Genomic DNA, 6,122 nt, shown 5'->3' with positions numbered 1-6,122 from the left:
TGGATAACTGGGCGTGGGGTCGTCGAAAAGCAGTCGAAAAGCAATGGCTTATCCACAGGCAATTTGACCTCGCGGCGAAACCCGCTAAGATACCCAACCGAAGTTTGAGCGATCCGTAAGGGTCGCGCTCAAGTTTCACCGAAGACCGTCGGTCACTTCCGTAAGGGAGTCGAAGGTATCCCATTCCAGGGATCGACCCACGCAGGAGAAACGAGGCTGGACTTGCGTCTGCCCCGTGCCTTCTGCACGGGGCATTTTTCATTGGTGCTCCGGGCGGATTGAAGGACATGAAGTATCGGAAGGAGGCGTGTGTCATGGCAAACCCGAAGAATGTTGCGGAACTTGCAGCTCTGAAGGAGAAGTTCGCTGAGGCGGACTCCATCGTGCTGACTGAGTACCGTGGCCTGACCGTCGGCCAGCTCCAGCAGCTGCGCGGCGATATGGGCTTTGATGTCGAGTACCACGTCGCCAAGAACACTCTCATCAAGATCGCTGCTAATGAGCAGGGCATTGAGGGTCTCGACGATCTTCTCACCGGCCCGACCGCTGTTGCGTTCATCAAGGGCGACGCGGCTGTTGATGCTGCGAAGGTGATGAAGAAGTTCAACAAGGACCACGACGCGTTCGTGATCAAGGGCGGCTTCATGGACGGTAACGTCCTGGACGCTTCCCAGATCGACGCTCTGGCTGAGATGGACAACCGCGAGACCACCCTTGCGAAGCTCGCTGGTGCGTTCGAGGGTTCTCTGGCAAAGGCTGCCGGCCTGTTCCAGGCTCCGGCCTCCAAGACGGCTCGTCTTGTCGCTGCGCTGCAGGACAAGCAGGAAGCCGCGTAAGCAAACTTTTACATCTGGGCTGCAGACGCCCATCTAAAGAAAGGAAGCCATCATGGCTAAGCTCACCAAGGACGAGCTCATTGAGCAGTTCAAGGAAATGACCCTCATCGAACTTTCCGAGTTCCTGAAGGAATTCGAGGAGGTCTTCGACGTGACCGCTGCTGCTCCGGTTGCAGTTGCTGCTGCTCCGGGCGCTGCTGGCGATGCTCCGGCTGCTGAGGAGAAGGACGAGTTCGACGTTGTTCTCGAGGACGCTGGCGACAAGAAGATCGGTGTCATTAAGGCTGTCCGCGAGCTCGTTCCGGGCCTGGGCCTGAAGGACGCTAAGGAAATGGTTGAGGGCACCCCGAAGGCCATCCTGGAAGGCGCTTCCAAGGACGACGCTGAGGCTGCTAAGGCTAAGCTCGAGGAGGCTGGCGCAAAGGTCACCCTCAAGTAAGAGCCTTTCGCTTTTCGACGACACCCCCGCCCACCGGTACGTTTACCGGCTGGCGGGGGTTTCGCTTGTCCTGCGCTAAGATTTCGGACCATGCTGCGTTTTTCCCGTTCCTTGGCCGCGTTGGTTGCTGGTGTGGGTATTGCGCTGGTGGTTGCTGGGATGTTGGCGCCGCGGGTGTTGTTGTCAGGGGAGCGGTTGCCGTTGGCGTTGGGGGATGCGACGTGGACGATTACGGATCCGGATGGCATGCGTGCGGGGGAGTCGGCGCCGGTGACGCGTCAGTTGCATTTGGAGGTGATGGAGCCTTCGGGGGATGAGCGGGCGGCTATTCGTGTGGGGGATTCGGTGCGAGCGGGTGAGGCTCCGGGGGATTTTGAGAATTTGGTGTCTGCGACGACGTGGTCGTATGAGTTGGATCGGGTGTCGGGTGAGGCGTTGTCGCCGGCGCAGGCGCAGGTAATTTTTGCGATGCCTGCTGCTCAGGTGGCGGTGAATGGTGTGTGGCTGAAATTCCCGTCGCCCGCGCCTGCGTCGGACGTGGACGTGTTTGATCCGGTGTTGCGTGGTTCGGCGGTGGCGCGGTTCGTCGATACGCAAGAGATCGGCGGACGCACCGTCAACCGCTACCAGCAGACGGTCGCGCCGACGAATATCGCGCAGCGCTACGCCGATCCGCGTAACACGCTCACGATCGACGGTGAACGTACGTTCTTTACTCATGCGGCGGAGCGCGAGTTGCTTGTCGACGAGCAAACGGGCGTTGTTGTGGGCATCAACGAGCGTGTCGACGACTACTATGCCGACGCCGAGGGTAACGGCGTGCAGAACGTGCTGACCTATGACGGACGTATGGACGAGGCGCAGGTCACGGAACTTGTGCAGCGGGTTGGTCAGGCGCAGCCGAAGGCGGCCAATCCGTTGTTGTGGTGGATTGTCACCGGTGTCGGTGCGGTGTTGGCCCTGGTGGGGCTGATTGGTTCGGTTGTTTCGGCGCGTCGCAATTGACGAGTCGCGCGGGTGGGGTGGTAGGCTGCCCTCCAGCAACTTGGACAACGGCACCAGACGGCACGGGTGCGTGAGGGTTGTAACGCGGGGGGGGGTTGAGTGCCCGATAGGGACCTTTACAATTTGTTAGCTTTTGTATAAGCTTGCTCGTTGCGCTGGAAGCCGTCTCCAGTACGTCATTGAAGCCTTGTGCATACGGATGAGAATTTCCTATTTGACAAGGTGATTTTGTTGTCTCTGGGGGCGGGTCTTCCGAAGCAGACCAAATGCTAACTTATCCTGCGGAAATGCCGCTGGACCGCGAAGCCAGACGCGGGCCGGTGAGCATCCGCCAGAGGTGCTGGAAGGACCCAACTTGGCAGTCTCAGACCAGACCATGAATATGGCTGAAATCCCGGGGGCTCCGGAACGTTATTCGTTCGCGAAGATTAACGAGCCCATTACCGTCCCGGGCTTGCTCGATGTGCAGCTCGAATCGTTCGCGTGGCTCGTCGGTACGTCGGAGTGGCGTGAGAATGAGCAGGCGAGCCGTGGCGACGATGCACGCGTCACCTCGGGCCTTGAGGACATTCTTGAGGAGATCTCCCCGATCGAGGACTACTCGGGCAACATGAGCCTGACGTTGTCCGAGCCGCGCTTCGAAGACGTGAAGTACACGATCGACGAGTGCAAGGACAAGGACATCAACTACTCCGCGCCGCTCTATGTGACCGCGGAGTTCATTAACAACGACACGCAGGAGATTAAGTCCCAGACCGTGTTCATTGGCGATTTCCCGCTGATGACCGACAAGGGCACCTTCATTGTCAACGGCACCGAGCGTGTCGTTGTCTCCCAGCTGGTGCGCTCCCCGGGCGTGTACTTCGACGAGTCGATTGATAAGTCCACGGAGCGCCCGCTGCACTCCGTGAAGGTTATCCCGTCTCGCGGCGCTTGGCTCGAGTTCGACGTGGACAAGCGTGACACCGTTGGTGTGCGTATTGACCGTAAGCGTCGCCAGCCGGTTACCGTCCTGCTGAAGGCTCTGGGTTGGACCACGGAACAGATCACGGAGCGCTTCGGCTTCTCCGAGATCATGATGTCCACCCTGGAAAACGACGGTGTGAACAACACCGACGAGGCTCTGCTGGAGATTTACCGCAAGCAGCGTCCGGGCGAGCAGCCGACGCGTGACCTTGCGCAGTCCCTGCTGGAGAACTCGTTCTTCAAGGCGAAGCGTTACGACCTGGCTCGCGTGGGCCGTTACAAGGTCAACCGCAAGCTTGGTCTCGGCGGCGATCACGACGGTTTGATGACGCTGACCGAAGAGGACATTGCTACCACCCTCGAGTACTTGGTGCGTCTGCACGCAGGTGAGTCGGAGATGACCTCCCCGTCCGGTGAGATCATCCCGATCAACACCGACGACATCGACCACTTCGGTAATCGTCGTCTGCGCACCGTGGGTGAGCTGATCCAGAACCAGGTCCGCGTTGGCCTGTCCCGTATGGAGCGCGTCGTGCGTGAACGCATGACCACCCAGGATGCGGAGTCGATTACCCCGACGTCGCTGATTAACGTGCGTCCGGTCTCCGCTGCGATCCGCGAGTTCTTCGGTACCTCGCAGCTGTCGCAGTTCATGGACCAGAACAACTCTCTGTCTGGCCTGACCCACAAGCGTCGTCTGTCTGCGCTTGGTCCGGGTGGTCTGTCGCGTGAGCGCGCCGGCATCGAGGTGCGAGACGTGCACCCGTCGCACTACGGCCGTATGTGCCCGATTGAGACCCCGGAAGGCCCGAACATTGGTCTGATTGGTGCGCTGTCCTCGTACGCGCGCGTCAACCCGTTCGGTTTCATTGAGACGCCGTACCAGAAGGTCGAAGACGGCAAGCTGACCGATCAGATTGATTACCTCACCGCCGACGAGGAGGACCGCTACGCCATTGCGCAGGCGGCCACCCCGATGGATAAGGACGGCAACCTCACCGGTGAGCGTATCGAGGTCCGCCTGAAGGAAGGCGACATCGGCGTCGTCGGCCCGAAGGGCGTTGACTACCTGGATATTTCCCCGCGTCAGATGGTGTCCGTGGCTACGGCGATGATTCCGTTCCTCGAGCACGACGATGCGAACCGTGCCCTCATGGGTGCGAACATGCAGAAGCAGGCTGTGCCGCTGCTGCGCGCCGAGTCCGCATACGTGGCTACCGGTATGGAGCAGCGTGCTGCGTACGACGCTGGCGATACCGTCATTTCCAAGAAGGCCGGCGTGATTGAGAACGTCACGGGCGACTACATCACCGTCATGGATGATGAGGGTGGCCGCGACACCTACATGCTGCGCACCTTCGAGCGTACGAACCAGGGCACCTGCTACAACCAGACCCCGATCGTGAGCGCGGGCGACCGCGTTGAGGCCGGTCAGGTTATCGCTGACGGCCCGGGCACCAAGGACGGCGAGATGGCTCTCGGCCGTAACCTGCTGGTTGCGTTCATGCCGTGGGAAGGCCACAACTACGAGGACGCCATCATCCTCAACCAGCGCGTGGTGGAGGAGGACATCCTCACCTCCGTGCACATCGAGGAGCACGAGATTGATGCCCGCGACACCAAGCTCGGTGCCGAGGAGATCACTCGTGAGATCCCGAACGTGTCCGAGGATGTGCTGAAGGATCTGGACGAGCGCGGCATCATCCGTATCGGTGCTGACGTGCGTGACGGCGACATCCTCGTCGGTAAGGTCACCCCGAAGGGCGAGACTGAGCTGACCCCGGAGGAGCGCCTGCTGCGCGCCATCTTCGGCGAGAAGGCCCGCGAGGTCCGCGACACCTCCCTGAAGGTGCCCCACGGTGAGCAGGGCAAGGTCATTGCTGTGCGTCGCTTCTCCCGTGAGGACGACGACGATCTGTCCCCGGGCGTGAACGAGATGATCCGCGTGTACGTGGCTCAGAAGCGCAAGATCCAGGACGGCGACAAGATGGCTGGCCGCCACGGCAACAAGGGTGTCGTGGGCAAGATCCTGCCTCAGGAAGACATGCCGTTCATGGCTGACGGCACCCCGGTGGACATCATTCTGAACACCCACGGTGTGCCGCGTCGTATGAACATCGGCCAGGTGCTCGAGGTTCACTTGGGCTGGCTGGCGAAGGCCGGCTGGACGGTGAACCCGGACGATCCGGCGAACGCCAAGTTGCTGGAGACCCTGCCGGAGCACCTGTATGACGTCCCGCCGGAGTCGCTGACCGCAACCCCGGTGTTCGACGGTGCGACCAACGACGAGATCGCTGGCCTGCTTGCTAACTCCAAGCCGAACCGCGACGGTGACGTCATGGTGGACGGCGACGGCAAGACTGTCCTGTTCGACGGCCGTTCCGGTGAGCCGTACAAGTACCCGATTTCGGTCGGTTACATGTACATGCTGAAGCTGCACCACCTGGTGGACGAGAAGATTCACGCTCGTTCCACTGGTCCGTACTCGATGATTACGCAGCAGCCGCTGGGCGGTAAGGCTCAGTTCGGTGGCCAGCGTTTCGGCGAGATGGAGGTGTGGGCAATGCAGGCTTACGGCGCTGCCTACACGCTGCAGGAGCTGCTGACCATTAAGTCGGATGACGTGGTCGGCCGTGTGAAGGTTTACGAGGCGATTGTCAAGGGCGACAACATCCCGGATCCGGGTATTCCGGAGTCTTTCAAGGTGTTGCTCAAGGAGTTGCAGTCCCTGTGCTTGAACGTGGAGGTTCTCTCTACTGATGGCACGCCGATGGAGCTCGACGGCGATGACGACGAGTTTGATCAGGCTGGCTCCTCGCTCGGCATTAACCTGTCCCGCGATGAGGGTGCAGCGGCGGATACCGCTTAGGCGCCAG

4 protein-coding genes are annotated in these 6,122 nt (G+C 60.7%); all 4 read left to right on the top strand.

The window, feature by feature from the left end; translation table 11 throughout:
* Positions 1-314: 314 nt before the first annotated feature.
* The 4 genes from rplJ (at position 315) to rpoB (ending at position 6,115) form a co-directional block, all read left to right on the top strand.
* Positions 315-836, top strand: a complete 522-nt coding sequence (rplJ, locus tag HMPREF3171_RS02355; protein ID WP_070422696.1) for a 50S ribosomal protein L10 — start codon at positions 315-317, stop codon at positions 834-836.
* Positions 837-888: 52 nt separating this feature from the next.
* Positions 889-1,275, top strand: a complete 387-nt coding sequence (gene rplL, locus HMPREF3171_RS02350) for a 50S ribosomal protein L7/L12 (protein WP_070422697.1) — start codon at positions 889-891, stop codon at positions 1,273-1,275.
* 90 nt (positions 1,276-1,365) lie between these two features.
* Positions 1,366-2,280, top strand: coding sequence for a cell envelope lipid trafficking protein PgfA (locus HMPREF3171_RS02345; protein ID WP_070422698.1), 915 nt, complete (start codon positions 1,366-1,368; stop codon positions 2,278-2,280).
* Positions 2,281-2,617: 337 nt separating this feature from the next.
* A complete protein-coding gene (gene rpoB / locus HMPREF3171_RS02340) occupies positions 2,618-6,115 on the top strand; it encodes a DNA-directed RNA polymerase subunit beta (RefSeq protein WP_070482529.1) in 3,498 nt (1,165 codons plus the stop codon).
* Positions 6,116-6,122: the final 7 nt, after the last annotated feature.

Source organism: Corynebacterium sp. HMSC08F01 (assembly GCF_001807545.1).
GTDB classification, from domain to species: Bacteria; Actinomycetota; Actinomycetes; order Mycobacteriales; family Mycobacteriaceae; genus Corynebacterium; species Corynebacterium coyleae.
This window is presented reverse-complemented; position numbering and strand designations above follow the sequence as displayed.